11 protein-coding genes and 2 pseudogenes are annotated in these 16,711 nt (G+C 71.9%); 6 read left to right on the forward strand and 7 right to left on the reverse strand.

What is annotated here, in order from left to right:
* Positions 1 to 152 precede the first annotated feature (152 nt).
* The gene (locus ABZ070_RS26035) at positions 153 to 2,129 is read right to left on the reverse strand and encodes an acetoacetate--CoA ligase (protein ID WP_356637754.1); all 1,977 of its coding nucleotides are present in this window, start codon (positions 2,127 to 2,129) and stop codon (positions 153 to 155) included.
* 216 nt (positions 2,130 to 2,345) lie between these two features.
* On the opposite strand from ABZ070_RS26035, the gene ABZ070_RS26040 reads away from it, so the two are divergent.
* Positions 2,346 to 4,706 carry a glycoside hydrolase family 31 protein gene (locus ABZ070_RS26040; RefSeq protein WP_356637755.1) on the forward strand — a complete coding sequence of 787 codons (2,361 nt, stop codon included), beginning with the start codon at positions 2,346 to 2,348 and terminating at the stop codon, positions 4,704 to 4,706.
* 83 nt (positions 4,707 to 4,789) lie between these two features.
* Here the strand turns inward: ABZ070_RS26040 and ABZ070_RS26045 are convergent, their stop codons facing one another.
* Entirely contained in the window at positions 4,790 to 5,317 is a 528-nt protein-coding gene (locus tag ABZ070_RS26045) for an NUDIX domain-containing protein (protein WP_356637756.1), read from the reverse strand.
* 39 nt (positions 5,318 to 5,356) lie between these two features.
* Between ABZ070_RS26045 and ABZ070_RS26050 the strand changes: the two genes are divergently transcribed.
* From ABZ070_RS26050 to glpK, 4 genes and pseudogenes are all read left to right on the forward strand, one after another.
* Entirely contained in the window at positions 5,357 to 6,172 is an 816-nt protein-coding gene (locus ABZ070_RS26050; RefSeq protein ID WP_356637757.1) for a M15 family metallopeptidase, read from the forward strand.
* Positions 6,173 to 6,203: 31 nt separating this feature from the next.
* The gene (locus ABZ070_RS26055) at positions 6,204 to 6,554 is read left to right on the forward strand and encodes a DUF962 domain-containing protein (protein ID WP_356637758.1); all 351 of its coding nucleotides are present in this window, start codon (positions 6,204 to 6,206) and stop codon (positions 6,552 to 6,554) included.
* 267 nt (positions 6,555 to 6,821) lie between these two features.
* A pseudogene (locus ABZ070_RS26060) lies at positions 6,822 to 7,520 on the forward strand (MIP/aquaporin family protein); the annotation flags it as partial.
* A 111-nt stretch (positions 7,521 to 7,631) separates the two neighbouring features.
* Positions 7,632 to 9,146 (forward strand): glycerol kinase GlpK, encoded by a 1,515-nt coding sequence (gene glpK / locus ABZ070_RS26065; RefSeq protein WP_356637764.1) that lies wholly within the window; start codon positions 7,632 to 7,634, stop codon positions 9,144 to 9,146.
* Between the two features lie 180 nt (positions 9,147 to 9,326).
* Here glpK and ABZ070_RS26070 read toward each other — a convergent pair whose 3' ends face one another.
* From ABZ070_RS26070 to ABZ070_RS26085, 4 genes are read right to left on the reverse strand one after another with little or no spacing between them, the layout of a single operon-like run.
* Positions 9,327 to 9,932: an ATP/GTP-binding protein gene (locus ABZ070_RS26070; RefSeq protein ID WP_356637759.1), complete on the reverse strand. Its 606-nt coding sequence runs from the start codon at positions 9,930 to 9,932 to the stop codon at positions 9,327 to 9,329.
* Positions 9,913 to 10,317, reverse strand: a complete 405-nt coding sequence (locus tag ABZ070_RS26075; protein ID WP_356637760.1) for a DUF742 domain-containing protein — start codon at positions 10,315 to 10,317, stop codon at positions 9,913 to 9,915. Before ABZ070_RS26075 ends, ABZ070_RS26070 begins: the two co-directional genes overlap by 20 nt.
* 8 nt (positions 10,318 to 10,325) lie before the next feature.
* Positions 10,326 to 10,781, reverse strand: a complete 456-nt coding sequence (locus tag ABZ070_RS26080) for a roadblock/LC7 domain-containing protein (RefSeq protein ID WP_356637761.1) — start codon at positions 10,779 to 10,781, stop codon at positions 10,326 to 10,328.
* The gene (locus ABZ070_RS26085; protein WP_356637762.1) at positions 10,778 to 13,660 is read right to left on the reverse strand and encodes a nitrate- and nitrite sensing domain-containing protein; all 2,883 of its coding nucleotides are present in this window, start codon (positions 13,658 to 13,660) and stop codon (positions 10,778 to 10,780) included. Before ABZ070_RS26085 ends, ABZ070_RS26080 begins: the two co-directional genes overlap by 4 nt.
* A gap of 448 nt (positions 13,661 to 14,108) precedes the next feature.
* Here ABZ070_RS26085 and ABZ070_RS26090 point away from each other — a divergent pair, with 448 nt between their 5' ends.
* Positions 14,109 to 14,549 (forward strand): hypothetical protein, encoded by a 441-nt coding sequence (locus ABZ070_RS26090; RefSeq protein ID WP_356637763.1) that lies wholly within the window; start codon positions 14,109 to 14,111, stop codon positions 14,547 to 14,549.
* A 137-nt stretch (positions 14,550 to 14,686) separates the two neighbouring features.
* Here ABZ070_RS26090 and ABZ070_RS26095 read toward each other — a convergent pair.
* Positions 14,687 to 16,711: pseudogene (locus ABZ070_RS26095) on the reverse strand (hypothetical protein); the annotation flags it as partial.

Here is a 16,711-nt window from a genome sequence, read left to right on the forward strand (position 1 = left end):
CCTCCCGCTTTCCCTCCCGCTGGCTCTTCCGTTGTGTCTTACAGGTCGGCGGGCTTGGGTCTTCGGGGGTGTGTGGGTGGGCTTTGTCGGAGACCACGGGGGTTGGCGGCGACCGGCGCCGACTGGGGGTGTGGGGGTCTTTCGCAGAACGTCTACTTGCGGGTGCGGGCGATCTCCTCGTAGAACCGGAGGAGTTCGAGGTTGTCCACGGAGCCCGGGTTGACCGCCTTGGCGAGCGCGGTGCCCTGGAGGAGCCGTTTGACCGGGACCTCGATGCGCTTGCCGGTGAGGGTGTGGGGGACGCCGGGGACCTCGATGATGTCGTCGGGGACGTGCCGCGGCGAGAGGTTCTCGCGGATGGACTGCTTGATCCGGTTGCGCAGGCCGTCGTCGAGGTCGGCGCCTTCGGCGAGGTGGACGAAGAGAGGCATCCAGTAGCCGCCGTCCGGCTCCTCGAGGCCGATGACGAGCGACTCGCGGATCTCGGGGAGGCGTTCGACGACCTCGTAGATGTCGGCCGAACCCATGCGGACGCCCTGGCGGTTGAGCGTGGAGTCGGAGCGGCCGTGGATGATCACGGAGCCGCGGTCGGTGATGGTGATCCAGTCCCCGTGTCGCCACACGCCGGGGTACATCTCGAAGTAGCTGTCGCGGTAGCGGCTGCCGTCGGGGTCGTTCCAGAACCGGATCGGCATCGAGGGCATCGGGTTGGTGACCACCAGTTCACCGACCTCGCCGACGACCGGTTTGCCCTGCGGATCCCACGACTGCAGGTCGGTGCCGAGGCACGCGGCCTGCAGCTCGCCGATCTCGACGGGGAGCGTGGGCACGGCCCCGGCGAAGCAGCTGCACACGTCGGTGCCGCCGCTGACGGAGGCGATCCACAGGTTGTCCGCCACCTCGTCGTGCAGCCAGCGGAAGCCGTCCGGCGGCAGCGGGGAGCCGGTGGTGGCGACACACTTGACGCGGGAGAGGTCGAAGTCCCGTCCGGGATGGACGTCCGCCTTGGCGCAGGCCATGACGTAGGCGGCGGAGGTACCGAACAAGGTTGCCTCCGTGCGTTCCGCGACCCGCCACTGGGCGCCGGTGTCGGGATAGCCGGGGCTGCCGTCGTAGAGGACGACGGTGGTGCCGGTGAGCAGGCCGGAGACGAGGAAGTTCCACATCATCCAGCCGGTGGAGGTGTACCAGAAGAACCGGTCGCCGGGGCCGAGGTCGCAGTGGAGGCCGAGCTGCTTGAAGTGCTCCAGCAGGATGCCGCCCTGGGACTGGACGATGGCCTTGGGCAGGCCGGTGGTGCCGGAGGAGTACAGCACCCACAGCGGGTGGTCGAAGGGGACCTGTTCGAAGACCGGCTCGGCGTCTCCCGCGGTCACCGCGGCCCAGTCGAGGGCGCCTTCGGGGGCGTCGGTCCCGAGCAGCGGGATGTGGACGACCGCACGCAGGGTGGGCAGTTCACGGCGCAGCTCGGCGACGGTCTCCGTGCGGTCGTGCTCCTTGCCGCCGTAGCGGTAGCCGTCGACGGTGAACAGGACGACGGGTTCGACCTGCTGGAATCGGTCGAGCACGCTGCGGGCGCCGAAGTCGGGGGCGCAGGAGGTCCACACCGCTCCGACGGCGGCGGTGGCGAGGAGCGCGGTGACGGCCTGCGGGATGTTGGGGAGGTAGCCGCTGACGCGGTCCCCGGGGCGGACGCCGAGGGCGCGCAGCTCGGCGGCGAGCGCGCCGACCTGGCGCCGGAGCTCGGACCAGCTGATGGGTGTCGACTCATGTGTCTCGTCCACATACAGCAGCGCGGGATCATGGGCACGCGCTGGATCTTCGGCGGTGCGCAGGGCGTGCTCGGCGTAGTTGACGGTGGCGCCGGGGAACCACTGGGCGCCGGGCATCGCGCGGTCTGCGAGGACGCGCGAGTACGGCGTCGAGAAGCGGATCTCGAACCATTCGGCGACCGCCTGCCAGAACGTCTCCAGCTCGTCGACGGACCAGCGGTGCAGCGTCTGGTAGCCGCCCTCGGCGGGTGCCCCGTGGCGCTCGGCGGCCCAGGCCTGGAATCGGGTGATCCGGGCGGCGGCGATGCGGCCGGGGTCGGGCTGCCAGAGAGGGGCAGGATTCGCGCTTGAGGTCATTGGTCGGCTCCCGGGCTGGCTCTACGCGGTGTGTGCGTGCCGCCGCGCACGGGCGGGGTGTGCGCGGACGCGGCTGAGCAGGACGATGCCATGTGATCGTCTTTCGCACCAGGGCTGATCCCCCATGGTCAGCTTGGAGAATATGTGCTCCCACCACGGGTGAACGGCAGTTGAACAGCGCATCTGCGTACGCGCCCGAATGGCAGGGTGATCCACATGGACGGTCGTAATCTGGTGCGCTCGGTGAGGACGTTCGCTACGGCACAGGGGCTGCGGGCCGCCCGCTCGGCGTGGCGCCGGCACCGTGCCGATGCCGTGGGCCTGCCGGCCAGGGGCCCGGAGCGGGCCAGAGTGCCGGGCCCGGCCACCGGCGCGGAACCGCTGCCCGGTGGGGGCGTCGTGCGGTTCGCCCGTTCCGAGCTGCGCATCGTGGTGGCGGTGGGCGGGGCGGTGTTCCTGGGATGGGACGGTGCGCTGCCTGAGCCCTCCTACGCCCTGGCCGGTGCACCTCCCGAGCCCGATGCCCGGGTGGAGCTCGAGCCGGACAAGGACGGCGGTTGGCGCGTGGTCTCCGAGCGGCTGACGGTCGAGGTCTCGCGGCACGGCGGGGTGGAGATCCGTACGCCGGGCGGCGTGGTGCTGCGGCGGGATCTGCCGCCGCGCTGGTGGGAGCCGGTCGGCGGAGGGGCGGCGCGCTGGGTGCAGCGCAGCGAGATCGCGGCCGACGCGCGCCTCTTCGGGCTCGGCGGGCGGGCTTCGGGACCGCGGCTGCGGGACGGTGTCTACCGGCTGTGGAACACGGCGCCGCGGGAAGGGTTCCGTCCGGGCGAGGACCCGTTGCACATCACCATGCCGGTGCAGCTGGTGGTGGCCGACGCGGCCACCCATCTCGCATTCCACGACAACACATGGGAGGGCAGGGTCAGCGTCCGCGAGGGCGAGGAGGGGGCAGGGTCCGGCCACGACCGGCCAGGCACCGTCGAGTTGCGGATGGAGGGCGGGCCGCTGCGCAGCTGGGTGCTGGTGGGCATGCCCGCGCGGGTCCTCTTCGGCTGGGCGCAGCTGACGGGGACGCCCGCGCTGCCCCCGTCGTGGGCGCTGGGCGTGCAGCGCGTCGTCCGGACCGACAGCGAGGAGGAGCTGCGCCGGGCCGCCGACGCCCATCGTGAGCTGGGACTTCCGCTGTCGGCCGTTCATGTCTCCGGCCCTGTCGGCGACGGATTCGGCGGTGCGCCGTCCGGGCTCTCGGGCGACGGTGATCGTTTCCCCTCCCTGCCGGAGATCGCGAAGGATCTGCGCGAGGAAGGGGTGCGACTGGTCCGTGCGGTGGCCCCGGCGGTGAGCGCCGTGCCAGGAGAGGCGGTGTACGACAGGGGGTCCTCGGCGGGGCTGTTCGTGCGGGACGCCAGGGGCGTCGAGGTACGGGGCACGGCAGGTCCGCAGGAGTGCGTCTTCCCCGACTTCACAGAGCCGCGGGCGCGCGAGTGGTGGGGAGAGCTGTACGAGGAGGGGCTCGCGCAGGGCTTCTCGGGTGTGTGGCACGACCGGAACGAGCCGATGGCGTGCACCGCCTTCGGCGGTACGACGCTCCCCCGGTCGTCGCGGCACGCGCTGGACGGGCACCCCGGCGACCATCGGGAGGCGCACAACGTGTACGCGCTGGAGATGGCACGGGCCGCTTACGAGGCGCTGCGGCGGCTGCGTCCGGACGAGCGGCCGTTCCTTGTCTCCCGCTCCGGATGGGCGGGTATGCAGCGGTACGGCGGCGCCTGGTCCGGGGAGGTCTCGGCGGGCTGGCCGGGGCTGCGGGCAACGCTGTCGCTGGTGCTGGGGCTCGGGCTGTGCGGTGTTCCGTATGCGGGGAGGGATGTGGGCGCCGAAGGGGGGTCGTCGGAGCTGTATCTGCGGCGGCTCCAGCTGGCGGCGTACCTGCCGCTGCTGCGCACGAAGGAGGCCACTTCGCCGCGGGCGTACGGCCCCGAGGTGGCGGCGCACGCGAGGGCCGTCCTGGTGGAACGGGCGCGGCTCGGCCCGTACTTCGTGACACTGGCGCAGCTGGCCCGGCTGACCGGGGCGCCTTATGTGCGTCCGCTGTGGTGGGGATGCCCGGAGGACCGGGCGCTGCGGGACTGCGAGGACGCCTTCCTGCTGGGCGACTCGCTGCTCGTGGCTCCGGTGCTGGAGCGGGGCACGGACCGGCGTGCGGTGCGGCTGCCGCGCGGCCGGTGGTACGACACGGCCACCGGCCGGGCCTACGACGGTCCCGGCCAAGTGCTCGTCGACGCACCGCTGTCCCGGATCCCGGTGCTCGCACGTGCGGGCGCGGTGCTGCCGGTGCTCGACACGGCGGGCGAAGAGGGCGGCGGAGCGGACCGGGTCGTGCTGGAGGTCTGGGCGCCGGCCGTGGGACGCACGGGTGGCGGGCTGGTGGTGCGGGACCCCGGAGACGGCTGGACCGAGCCGGAGGTCGAGCGCTGGACGACCCGCCGGGTGAAGGGGCGGGTCGTGGTGAAACGGGTCACGGACGGCGGACCGGTCGCGGCCGAGGGGCCGGTACGGGTGCGGGGCCTGGAGTGACGGGAGCCCTGTTGCGCGGCGGCCGACGCGCCGTTGGACGGGCTCGTTCGGCCGGGCGTGCCTCCAGTACGGCAGGCGCGCCCTCAACCGGCGTAGACGCCGGCGAACCAGTTCCGCGCCGCGATGGTGTGGAGGGGGAACGCGAGGTCCGCGGGGCCGCGCAGCAGCCGCCAGCCGTCGGTCTCGTCGGTCGGGACGGACGGCGGCAGTTCGGCGGCCGGACGCTCGGGGAGCAGCCCGAAGACGAGCAGATGTCCGGCCGGGGAACTGAGGGCGTCGGCGAGCCGCACGTCCCGCTCTGAAGCCTCGATACCGGTCTCCTCCCGCAGCTCGCGCACCACCGCGTGCCGCCAGTCCTCGCCGTGGTCGATGAATCCGCCGGGCAACGCGGTTCCGCCGAGGGCGGGAGCGATCGTGCGGGTGATGACGACGAGCCCGGTGCCGTGCGCATCGTGCACGGGCAGCAGAGCGACGGCGACCGGCAGCGGATTGCGGTAGGCGATCTCGCCGCAGGAGGCACAGGTGCGGGGCCAGCCCGCGGTGGAGCCGTACGGCGCCCCGCAGTGGCCGCAGTGGGAGTCCTTCGACACGCGCGGACTGTATCCGATCACTCTTTCCCGGCGGGCCGGTACCTGGTAAATGGTGGGCGCATGACTCGACTTGGTTCCGCCGTGTGTGCTCTGACCGCCACAGCCGCCGCTCTGTTCACCGTCACCACAGCGGCTCCCGTCGCCCGGGCGGTTCCCGAACCCAAGGCGCCGCGGGAGTTCGTGGCGCTGCGCTCCGTGGCGCCGACGATCATCCAGGAGATGCGCTACACGACGCCGCACAACTTCGTGGGCGAGCCGGTCGACGGCTATCGGCAGCCGGTGTGCATCGTCACGCGGCCCGCGGCGCAGGCCCTGCGCCGGGCGCAGTCGGCGCTGCTGCGGCAGGGGTACTCGCTGAAGGTGTACGACTGCTACCGCCCGCAGCGTGCCGTCGACCACTTCGTACGATGGGCGAAGGATCTCGAGGACGAGGCGATGAAGAAGGAGTTCTATCCGCAAGTCGACAAGTCGCGTCTGTTCGCGGACGGTTACATCGCCGAGAAGTCCGGGCACAGCCGCGGCAGCACGGTGGACCTGACGATCGTGAAGCTGCCCGCCCTGCCGACCCGGCCGTATGTGCCGGGTGAGCCGCTCGCGCCGTGCTACGCGCCGCAGGCGGAACGGTTCCCGGACAACTCGGTGGACATGGGTACCGGGTACGACTGCTTCGACACCCTGTCGCACACCGACGATCCGCGGATCACCGGCGAGCAGCGCGCCCACCGGGATCTGCTGAGGGGCGCCCTCGCCGCGGTCGGTTTCGTGAACCTGCCGGAGGAGTGGTGGCACTTCACGTACAAGCCGGAGCCGTTCCCCGACAGGTACTTCGACTTCCCGGTGGCGGTGCGTTCGGTCGCGGGGCACCGGGCGGGCTGACGCGGGGCGCTGCGGCGGCTAACGTGCCGACATGACGCAGCAGCAGACTTTCCAGTCGTACGAGGAGTTCTGGCCCTACTACGTCGCGATGCACTCCCGGGCGGCGACCCGGTGGGTGCATCTGACGGGCACGCTGACCGGGCTCGCGGTCACCGCCTACGGTCTGGCGCGGGGGCGGAAGCGTTACGCGGCCGCTCTGCCGCTGATCGGCTACGGGACGGCTTGGCCCGCCCACTTCTTCATCGAGGGGAACAACCCGGCGACGTTCGGGCATCCGGCGTGGTCGCTGCGCGGTGACGTGCAGATGATCCGGATGATGCTGGCGGGCAGGGACGCCGAACTGGCGGAGATCGCCGCCAAGTGGCTCGCGGAGAACCGCTGACGGCTCGTTCCCGGCGCCGGCCGCCTCGTGAACAGCGCATGCTGCCCGCGACCTTGACGCCCCATCACGGCCGGTGAAAACTGCCTGTCCGTCGGCAGTGCCGTACGTCGGCGCGCACGCTCACCACGCTCGTCACGGACGCCGGGCGTGGCAGGGATCCGCCCTGCCTCCGGCTCCGTAGCCATGGATGTCCATGGCATGCACATGGAGCACGAACCCTGCACGGAGGGCCGGGCAGGTGTCCCGGGCGAGGGCCAAGGAGCCGCCATGAGCAACGCAGACATATTCCTCGGCGAGGTCATCGGCACCGCGATACTCATTCTCTTCGGCGCGGGCGTCTGCGCCGCCGTCACCCTGCATCACTCCAAGGCGAAGTCCGCGGGCTGGGTCGTCATCGCGTTCGGCTGGGGCTTCGGCGTGCTGGCCGGCGCGTACACCGCCGCACCGCTGTCAGGCGGGCACCTCAACCCGGCGGTCACCGTGGGCGTCGCCGTCGACACCGGCGAGTGGAGCAAGGTACCGCTCTACATCGTGTCGCAGATGATCGGCGCGATCATCGGTGCCGTACTGGCGTACCTCGTCTACTTCGCACAGTTCCAGGCGAACGGCGAAGCCCGGAACGCCCAGCCCACGCTGGGGATCTTCGCCACCGGTCCGGAGATCCGCAAACCGTGGGCGAACGCCCTCACGGAGATCATCGCGACGATGGGGCTGGTGCTGCCGATTCTCGCGTTCGGTAAGAACGACGGCATCGGCATCGGCCCGATTCCCGGCGAGGACGCCGGAATCTACGGCTCCGGCATCTCCATCCTGCTGGTCTCGCTTCTGGTCGTCGGCATCGGTCTCTCGCTCGGCGGGCCGACCGGTTACGCCATCAACCCGGCCCGCGACCTCGGCCCGCGCATCGTGCACGCCGTCCTGCCGATCCCCGGCAAGGGGACGTCCGACTGGGGTTACGCCTGGGTGCCGGTGGCGGGCCGCTCGTCGGAGCACTGCTGGCCGGACTCATCTTCAACGCGGCCTTCTAGGCCGCCGGCCTTCCCGGCCCTCCGGCCTCCGATTCGAGAAGGGGACGTCATGACGGACAGGTTCGTCGCCGCAATCGATCAGGGCACCACGTCCAGCCGCTGCATCATCTTCAACCAGGACGGCGCCGTCGTCGCCGTCGACCAGCGTGAACACCGCCAGATCTTCCCCAGGCCCGGGTGGGTGGAGCACGACGCGACCGAGATCTGGTCGAAGGTGCAGGCGGTCGTCGCCGGGGCCGTCGCCAAGGCCGGTCTGCGCGCCGACCAGCTCAGCGCCGTAGGGATCACCAACCAGCGCGAGACGACGGTGCTGTGGGACCGTGCGACCGGAAAGCCCGTGCACAACGCGATCGTCTGGCAGGACACCCGCACAGCGGCTCTCTGCCACGAACTGGGCGGCTCGGACGGACAGGACCGCTTCCGCGACACCACCGGTCTGCCACTGGCCAGTTACTTCTCGGGGCCGAAGGCCGCCTGGCTGCTGGACGACGTGCCCGGGCTGCGCGCTCGGGCGGAGCGGGGCGAGATCGCGTTCGGCACCATCGACTCCTGGCTGATCTGGAACCTCACCGGCGGCACGGACGGCGGCGTGCACGTCACCGACGTGACCAACGCGTCGCGCACCATGCTGATGGACCTCCGGACCCTGGAATGGGACGCGGAGATCCTGGCCGCGATGAACCTGCCGAAGGCGATGCTGCCCGAGATCCGGTCCTCCTCCGAGGTGTACGGGACGGCCGTCGGCCAGCTCGCCGGGGTCCCCGTGGCCTCCGCGCTCGGGGACCAGCAGGCCGCGATCTTCGGCCAGGCCTGCTACGACATCGGCACGGCCAAGAACACCTACGGGACCGGCAGTTTCCTGCTGCTCAACACCGGCAACCGGCCCGTCCCTTCAAAGAGCGGGCTGATCACGACGCTCGGTTACAAGATCGGCGACGAGTCGCCCGTCTACTGCCTGGAGGGGTCCATCGCCATCACCGGCGCCCTCGTGCAGTGGTTCCGTGACCAGCTCGGCATCATCCGCTCGGCCGGGGAGATCGAAACGCTGGCCGCGAGCGTGGAGGACAACGGCGGCGCGTACATCGTGCCGGCCTTCTCCGGCCTCTACGCCCCGTACTGGCGCTCCGACGCACGCGGTGTCGTCACCGGCCTGACCAGGTATGTGACCAAGGCGCACCTCGCACGGGCGGTCCTGGAGGCGACCAGCTGGCAGACGCGTGAGGTGGTCGACGCCATGTACCAGGACTCCGGAGTGCAGATCACCACGCTCAAGGTCGACGGCGGCATGACGGCGAACCATCTTCTGATGCAACATCAGGCGGACGTGCTGGCCGTGCCGGTGATCCGGCCGAAGGTGTCGGAGACGACCTGCCTGGGCGCCGCGTACGCCGCCGGGTTGGCCACGGGTGTCTGGTCGGGCCTGGACGAGCTCAAGACCCATTGGCAGCGCGACGTGGAGTGGTCGCCGCGCATGGAGGCGGAGGTCCGCGAGCGCGAGTACCACAACTGGCGCAAGGCGGTGGAGAAGAGCTTCGGCTGGGAGGAGGCAGCCGGCCAGGGCTGAACCGCCGCCCAGGCCTGTTGGGGGCCGTCCCCAGTCGGCCCCGGCCGGGCGCTGCCGCCGGCTGGGCCCCGGCGATTGCAGGCTGCAGCCGCACGCCCGACCCGTTGTGCGCTGCGGCTGTACAAGGACCACGGCCCGTACCCCTGTCGGTGGGGGTACGGGCCGTGTCACCTCGTGGGCTCAGGTCGTGGCGTGCTCGCGCACCTGGTCGGCGCGGGCCAGGGCGTGTTCGACCACCGCGACGAGGATGTCCTTGACGGACTCCCGCTCGCGGGCGTCCCCCATCAGCAGCGGCACCTCGGGGTCGAGGTCGAGCGCGGCGCGCACGGTCTCCGCGGGGAACCGGTTCGCTCCCTCGAAACAGTTGACCGCGACCGCGAAGGGAATGCCTCGGCGTTCGAAGTAGTCGATGCCCGCGAAACAGTCCTCGAGACGGCGTGTGTCGGCGAGGACGACGGCGCCGAGCGCACCCTGCGCCAGCTCGTCCCACAGGAACCAGAAACGGTCCTGGCCCGGGGTGCCGAAGAGGTACAGGACCAGGTCCTCGCGCAGGGTGATGCGCCCGAAGTCCATGGCGACCGTGGTGGTCGTCTTGGTCTCGACGCCGGCGAGGTCGTCCACCGGCCGGCCGGCCTCGGTGAGCGTCTCCTCCGTGCGCAGCGGTTTGATCTCGCTGACCGCGCCGACCAGGGTGGTCTTGCCGACACCGAAGCCGCCGGCCACCAGGATCTTCAGAGTCACCGGCTCGATCGGCGCCTTGCGGCGGCTAGAGCGCCCGAAGACCATTGATCACCTCGCGGAGAATGCTCACGTCCGGCAGTTCGGCCGGCGGAACGGGACGGGTTACGTGTACGAGCGCGTCGTCGACGAGATCGCCGACGAGCACGCGGACCACACCGACGGGCAGGTCCAGACCGGCGGCGAGTTCGGCGATCGACTGCGGGATGCTGCCGCAGCGTTCGACGATCTCGACGTGTTCCGGTGAGAGCGTCTGGTCGCGGCCCGGGTCGTCGGCCGCGGCCTCCGGCACGACCAGGGCGATCAGATCGAGCCGGTGACGGCCCGCGTGACTGGTGCGGCCGCGGGTCATCGCGTACGGGCGCACCACCGGGCCCGCGTCGGCGTCGATCCAGTGGTGCGACCTGTGACCATGCTGGAGTGAGTCACTCATGGCCACCCTCACCCTCCGGCGGCCGGACCGGTCCGTGGTGCGGTGACGAGGTGGGCTCCGACCCGCTTGACCATCAGCGTCATCTCGTACGCGACCTGGCCCACGTCCGAGTCGGAGTCGGCCAGTACGGCCAGACAGCTGCCGTCGCCGGCGGCGGTCACGAAGAGGAAGGCCTCGTCGAGTTCCACGACGGTCTGGCGGACCTGTCCGGCGTCGAAGTGTCGGCCGACGCCCTTGGCCAGGCTGTGGAAGCCGGAGGCGACGGCCGCGAGATGCTCGCTGTCCTCGCGGGTCAGTTCCCGGGACGTGCCGGTGGCGAGGCCGTCACTGGAGAGCACGAGGGCCTTGCGGATACTGGCGACGCGGTCGACCAGTTCGTCCAGGAGCCAGTTGAGTCCGCCCGAGCGCCGGGCCCCGGGCTGGGTGCCGTTGGCGTCGGTTGCTGCGGCGTGCGGTGCGGTCATCGACCGTCCCCCTCCGATGTCGATCCGTCCGATGTCGATCCTGGTGCCGACCGGCCGTCACCGGCGGTCGGGTCACTGCCTTGTTCGGCCGCGGCGTCCTCCGCGTTGCGGCGTCGGCCGCGCTGCCAGCCGCGCTGCATGGACGCCATGCGGTTGCGGACTTCCTCCGCGTCCCGCTCCGGCTCACTGCGTGGGGCGGGGGCGGCCGTCCGCTCGCCGTCGGGGTCGGCAGACGCCCTGAGCTGGGGCGCGAGGCTGGCCTGCCGCACCCGGCGGGGCAGGCCCTCGAGCGGCGGCGGCGCGCCGTCCGAGCCGGGCACGTCGCGCGACGGCCGTACGGGCTGCGGCGGTCGGGTGTCATGACGCGGTGCCGATTCCTGGACGGGTTCCTGCACGGGCTGTACGGGCGTGGGGCCGGACAGCGGCCCCGGTTGCGCGCGGTCGCGGCGGTCCTCCGGGAACGGGGTGGGCGCTGCCGTGAGCGGCGGCCGGGCGAACGGCGTCGGTTCCACGCCCCGTCCCGGCTCCTGGGCCGGGTGATTACGTCCGGTCGCACCGCGCTCGTCGACCCGTCGGCCGTGGTCGGCGACGAGCGTCGGGGGCCTGCGCCGCGGAAGGGGAACGGGTCCCGCGCGGTGCTCACCGGGCTGCTCCAGCGCCTGCTGGTGCTGCTCGCCGGGCCCGTCCCCGTGGCGTCGGCGGGGGCGGAAGACGCCGCCCCGCTCGCTCTCGGTGTCCCCCAGGTCGGCGAGGCGGCCGGGGTCCGTGGACAGGGGCCGGTCGTCGCGGCCGAGCAGCGAGCGGTCGCGCTCATCGAGGCCCAAAGCGCCGATCGGCGCCTCCAGTTCGACGGGTCCGTCGAGGAGGGCGGAGCCGACCAGGCCGGTCGGCACCTGGGACAGGGCCGCCTGCTTGCCGTCGCCGCGCCGTCCGGCCGCGCTGTCGCTCTTCCGGTCGAGACGGAAACCTGTGCCTTGCGTCTCCGGCGCCTCCGTCAGCAGCGCCGCCGGAATGAAGACCACGGCGGTCGTGCCGCCGTACGGGGACTGCTGGAGCGAGACCCGGACGTTCTGGCGCTGGGCGAGGCGGCTGACGACGAAGAGGCCGAGCCGGTCGGTGTCGGAGAGTTCGAACTCGGGGGTCTCCGCGAGGCGCAGGTTGGCGTCGAGGAGCGCGTCGGCCGCCATGCCGAGACCGCGGTCGTGGATCTCGAGGGTGAAGCCGTTGGCGACCCGTTCGCCGAGGACCTGCACGGCGGTGTGCGGAGGTGAGAACACCGTCGCGTTCTCGAGGAGTTCGGCGATGAGATGGGTGAGGTCGGCGACCGCGGGCCCACCGACGCCGATCCGCGGCAGTCTGCGCACCTCGATGCGCTCGTAGTCCTCGACCTCGGCCACCGCGGCCCGGACGACGTCCATCAGCTGAATGGGCTTGCGCCACTGCCTCGACGGGGCGGCCCCCGAGAGGATCACCAGGCCCTCCGCGTGGCGCCGCATGCGGGTGGTGAGGTGGTCGAGGCGGAACAGGTCGGCCAGCTCCTCCGTGTCCTCGGTGCGCCGCTCCATCTGGTCGAGGAGGGAGAGCTGGCGGTGCAGCAGGACCTGGTTGCGGCGGGCGAGGTTGACGAACACCTCGGAGACTCCGCGCCGCATGTCGGCCTGGCGGACGGCGGCCTCGACGGCTGCCCGCTGGAGGGTGTTCAGCGCCTGACCGGCCTGGCCGATCTCGTCCTTGTCGTATTCGAGGCGCGGCGCCTCCGTCTCGACGTCGACGTGTTCGCCGGCGGCGAGGCGCCGCATCACGCTGGGCAGCCGTACGCCGGAGACCTCGTGGGCCTCCTTGCGCAGCCGGGACAGGTCACGGACCAGGTCGCGGCCTATCCGTACGGAGACGATCACGGAGACGAGCAGGGCCAGGAAGCCGAGGACGCCTGCCACTCCGGCCAGGAGAAGAACCCGGTACGCGGCGGGTTCGACCCGGTCCTCGTAGCGGTCGACCGCGTCGGCGGCCTCGCGGTCGAGCTGGTCGAGGACGGGGGTGGCGGCCTGCTGCCAGCGTTCGGCGTCGGACGCGGGCAGCTTGTCGGCCGGCCCCGCGGCGATGATGCGTTCCTCGGTGTCGCGCAGGGGCGCGGTCTCGGGGCTGTTCCAGTACTGCTCGAACGTGTCGCGTTCCCGGGAGGGCAGCATCTCGAGGTTCAACGCGTAGTGGACCTTCCGGTGCGCGGCGTGGTCGGCGAGCGCGCGGATCTCCGGTGCCGTTATCTTCCGGGCTGTCAGCGAGGAGGCGATCAGGGCGTCTTCACGGGAGAGCATCTCGCGGGCGCGGGAGAGCCCGACCAGCGCGCGGCCCTGGCGTTCCATCTCGACGTCGTCGAAGGCGTGCAGGCTCAGCAGGAAGCTGTGCGAGGGGTCGACGAGCCGGTTGTAGAACTCGAGAGCGTCCGCGCGGCTGACGGTGTTGGTGTCCACGGACCGGCGCAGGGCTGCGACGCCGTCGAAGGCGTCGAGGAGCGACGCCAGTTGCTGCGCCGACTCGGCGGACATGTCGTCGCGGGTGGAGGGCTGCTCCGCGTTCCGCCGGAGTGTGGCGAGGGCACTGTCGGTGGCCGCGCGGCGCGTACGCAGGACCGGCTGCGCGTCGGCGGCACGCCGGTCGGCGAGGTAGATCAGCGTCTGCCTGCGTTCCTTCTGGACGACGTCGATCGTGTCCAGGACGGGTGTGCCGACCTGCTCCGCGACGGAGCTCGTGTCGAGCAGCTGGTTCGCCTCCCGACCGGTCAGTACGGTCGCGAAGCTCCACAGGGCCGTGAGGGAGACGAGGGGGACGAGCAGCAACGCCACGATCTTCCGGCGGATGGACTTCCCGCGAAAGCGCATGGCCTCCCCCTGCTCGACCCCGCACGGTGCGGGTGGTGTTCCGACAGCAAACGGCGTGAGCCTACTACTGTCATACAACCAACTCGAAGAGACGTCCGGGTGCTTTTCGGCCTCCGCAGCACCGTTCGATCATGGGATGTCCTGGTATTCGGGGAGTTGGCATTCCGGGCCTTGCCGGGCGACAGCGGCGGCACGCCACTTTTCGGACCAGGGCAGATGGCTGGAACTCTTCACTGCCCGGGAATCATCCGGCCTGCTGGTTCGTCGTTCTCTGCGGGGGCGTTGAGGGTTCGCAGTCGCCACGCGCATGCAATTCGGCCGTTGTCGGCGGGGGTTGGGGCGGTGGGTCCTGTGGGGTTGGGCGGCTGCTGTGCGGGCAGCCGGAGTAAGGAAACCGAATCCGGGCAGCCACCGTTATGTCGGACAGAGGTGGGGAGTGACAGGAACCATGGACACGGACGAGCGTCGCGACGCGGCGCCGATGGCGTATGACGCCCATGTGCCGCGGCAGCTCTGGGTCGAGGAGCCGGTGGCAAGACGGCGCATGGCCGACCCTGTCCGTACGGCGGCGGTCCGCGCGGTGATCATCGCGTCGCTGACGATGATCCAGGCCATGGCGGCGTTCCTCTTCACGCTCACAGGGGCCTGGCTGGCGTTTCCGCTGGTGCTCAGCAGCATTGTCAGCACGGTCGCCGCCACGTGGGCGGTACTCGATGTGTGGGTGACCCGCCAGGTGTGGAACCAGCGGCACGGCGTGGTCTCCGCGCCCAGCAGCACCGCGCGCCAACTGCGCCGCGAGCGCCGCCGCGCCCGCCGGACGGCCCGCGCTGCCGGCCGCGAGACCTCGCACATACGGCGGCACGGCACCGGAAGCCTCTCCCGGGCGTAGGGCCGCGCCTCTCGGACCTTGCCGGGCTCGCCTGCCCTGCCGTGGGGCCGGGCTCGCCTGCCCTGCCGTGGGGCCGGGCTCGCCCGCGCAGACCTGTCCGCGCCGATGGTCGGCGCGGACAGGAGGCGGGGCCGGCGCTACGCCTGTGGACCCGCCGCCGGCTGTGCCGGTGCCTCGGTCGGCTCCCCGGTCGGCTGCGCGGGCAGCGGGGCGCGCTTGAACATACGGGTCGCGGTGATCTCTCCGTGCACGGTCTCCCCCGCCGGATCCACCTGCGGCAGGCCGGGACGCAGATGCTCCTCGACACTGATGTACTTCAGACCCGCCCGCAGGTCGGCGTCGTTGCGCAGCCTGATCACCAGGGGGAACTCCGCCAGGGCCGTCGTGTCGAACAGACCCGTGGTGTAGAGCAGCTGAACTCCGAGCGCGTCGGAGACCGCCCGCTGGAGCTCCAGCAGATAGGTGGCGTTGGCGCGGCCGATGGGATTGTCGAGGAACAGGGTGCCGGCGTGCCGGTGCTTGTCCCTGCCACGGTCGTTGCTGCGCAGCGCGGCCATCGTGCAGTACAGGGCGATGGCGGCGGTGAGCAGCTGGCCGCCGGAGAACACGTCGCCCATCTGACCGACCGGCACACGCTCGGCGCGCAGCACCGCGTCGGGCTTCAGGATCTCCACGGCAACGCCCTTGGGCTCCAGCGCCGCCTGAACCCCACGCAGCAGCAGCGACATGCCGTCGCGCCGCCCCTCGCCGTACGCGGCCGACGAGTTCTTCTTCACCGCGGCGCGGGTCGCCTCGTCGATGACCTCGCCGAGCCGCTCGGCGAGCGTCGCCTGGTCCGGCTCCTCGAACCTGATCCGCAGGAACTCCTGCCCCGACCACTCGCCGAGACCTTCGGGCAGGCGGGAGAGCCGCTGCGCGGAGCGGAGCGTGGCCAGCGCCGACTCCACGAGCCCGCGCAGCCGGTCGACGATGGTGTCGCGGTTGCGCGTCAGCTGTTCCAGCTCGTCGGTGAGCACACGCAGCCGTGGCGCGAACGCCTCCGCCCACTTCGCCGCGTGCTCGGGCAGCGCGGCGGCGGGCAGTTCCCGGATCTGCTGGCGGGCCGGGGTGCGGACCTGCTCGTAGCGGGTGGAGTTGGCATGCCGGACGAGTACGTCGCTCGCCTCGCGCACGGCCGACTCGGCCGCGGACAGGTCGGTCGCGCAGCCGCGCAACGAGCGGCGGGTTTCGGCCGCGGAGTGCCGGGCCTCCTCCAGCGTGCCCGGGTACGGCTCCGGTGCGTCCGGCGTCTCGTCCTCGGGGTGGTGGTCGCGCAGCAGGTCGCGCAGGAGTGCGGCCGTCTCCTCGAAGCCGCCGACCGCGTCCTCCGCGGCCCGGTGGGCGTGGAGCAGAGCGGCGTGCGCGGCGCGTGCCGTCTCCAAGGCGTCGGTGCAGGCGGCGAGTTCGCCGGTGGCCGTACGCAGCAGGACCTGGGCGTGCTCGGCGTCCGCGGGGACGAGGCCGTCCGGCAGGTCGGTGTGGGCCTCGCCTTCGGCGGGGGCGAGGCGCTCGGCCTCGCCGCGCAGCCGGCCGAGCTTCTCGCTCGCCTCCGAGGCACGCGACTCCAGCATCTGCACCAGGGACTCGGCCCGGGCGGCGGCGGCCTGGCGGGAGGGGCCGTCGGCGCCGTCGGTTCCCTCCAGAAGCTGGGCGGCGCGGGTGCGGACCTTGTTGGTGAGCCGGTCGAGCTCCGCGAGGGCGGCGCTCTCGTCGCTCTCGGCGCGGGCCTGCTCCGCGCGCAGATCCGCGCCGACGCCGACCTTCTCGTAGAGCTGGGAGGCCGCGCGGTACGCCTCTCGCAGGGTGGGCAGCGCGGGGCGGGGCGTCGTCCCGGCCTCATCCGGCAGGTTCTCGGGCGCTCCGGCGATCTCGGCGCGCTCGGCCAGCAGCGCACGGGCGGTGCGGCGGGCGTCGTCCCCGGCGCGCTGCGCGGCGCGGCGGTCCTCGTCGGCGGCCTTCGCACGCTCCAGGCAGGTCGCGGCGCGCGTCTCGGACTCGGCGGCCTCGTCGACGAGTTCACGGAGTTTCGCCTGCCAGATGCTGTACTCCAGGCGCGGGGTGTCCACTTCGAGCCGGGACAACAGCCACATGCCGACGACGGAGATCGCGCTGCCGAGCACCGG

The organism is Streptomyces sp. NPDC006283, from assembly GCF_040613325.1.
In the GTDB taxonomy this organism is placed as follows: Bacteria; Actinomycetota; Actinomycetes; order Streptomycetales; family Streptomycetaceae; genus Streptomyces.